We start from the raw sequence: 1,193 nt of genomic DNA on the forward strand, positions 1-1,193 counted from the left end.
CTTATTCGATGATCGAGGCGACGACGCCGGCGCCGACGGTGCGGCCGCCTTCGCGAATGGCGAAACGCAGCTTCTCCTCCATGGCGATCGGAACGATGAGGTTCACCTCCATCGTCACATTGTCGCCCGGCATCACCATCTCGACGCCCTCGGGAAGCGTCACAATGCCGGTCACATCCGTCGTGCGGAAGTAGAACTGCGGACGATAGTTGGTGAAGAACGGCGTGTGGCGGCCGCCCTCCTCCTTCGTCAGAATATAGGCCTCGGCCTTGAACTTCGTGTGCGGCTTCACCGAGCCGGGCTTGGCCAGCACCTGGCCGCGCTCCACATCCTCGCGCTTGGTGCCGCGCAGCAGCGCGCCGATATTGTCGCCCGCCTCGCCCTGATCCAAGAGCTTGCGGAACATTTCGACGCCCGTCACCGTCGTCTTGATGGTCGGGCGGATGCCGACGACCTCGACTTCCTCGCCGACCTTGACCACGCCGCGCTCGACGCGACCCGTCACCACCGTGCCGCGGCCCGAGATCGAGAACACGTCCTCCACCGGCATCAGGAAGGGCTGATCCTTCGGACGCTCCGGCTGCGGAATATATTCGTCCACCGTCTGCATCAGCTTCAGGATCGCGTCATGGCCGATCTCCGGCGTCTTGTTCTCCAACGCCGCCAGAGCAGACCCCTTGGTGATCGGAATATCGTCGCCGGGAAACTCATATTTGGAGAGCAGCTCGCGCACCTCGAGCTCGACCAGCTCCAAAAGCTCCGGATCGTCGACCATGTCGACCTTGTTCAGAAACACGACCAGCGCCGGCACGCCGACCTGGCGGGCGAGCAGAATATGCTCGCGCGTCTGCGGCATCGGGCCGTCCGCAGCCGACACGACCAGGATCGCGCCGTCCATCTGCGCCGCGCCGGTGATCATGTTCTTCACATAGTCGGCGTGGCCGGGGCAGTCGACATGCGCGTAGTGCCGATTGGCCGTCTCATATTCGACGTGGGCCGTCGAGATGGTGATGCCGCGGGCGCGCTCTTCCGGGGCCTTGTCGATCTGGTCATAGGCCGTGAAGGTCGCGCCGCCCGTCTCGGCCAGAACCTTGGTGATCGCCGCCGTCAGCGACGTCTTGCCATGGTCCACGTGACCGATCGTGCCGATGTTGCAATGCGGCTTCGTGCGTGAGAATTTTTCCTTGGCCATG

1 protein-coding gene is annotated in these 1,193 nt (G+C 63.8%); it reads right to left on the reverse strand.

Going from position 1 to position 1,193, the window contains the following annotated elements:
* Nucleotide 1 precedes the first annotated feature (1 nt).
* The gene (gene tuf / locus Mspo_RS19425; RefSeq protein WP_159732941.1) at nucleotides 2-1,192 is read right to left on the reverse strand and encodes an elongation factor Tu; all 1,191 of its coding nucleotides are present in this window, start codon (nucleotides 1,190-1,192) and stop codon (nucleotides 2-4) included.
* Nucleotide 1,193: the final 1 nt, after the last annotated feature.

It is taken from the genome of Methylosinus sp. Ce-a6, assembly GCF_009811655.1.
In the GTDB taxonomy this organism is placed as follows: Bacteria; Pseudomonadota; Alphaproteobacteria; order Rhizobiales; family Beijerinckiaceae; genus Methylosinus.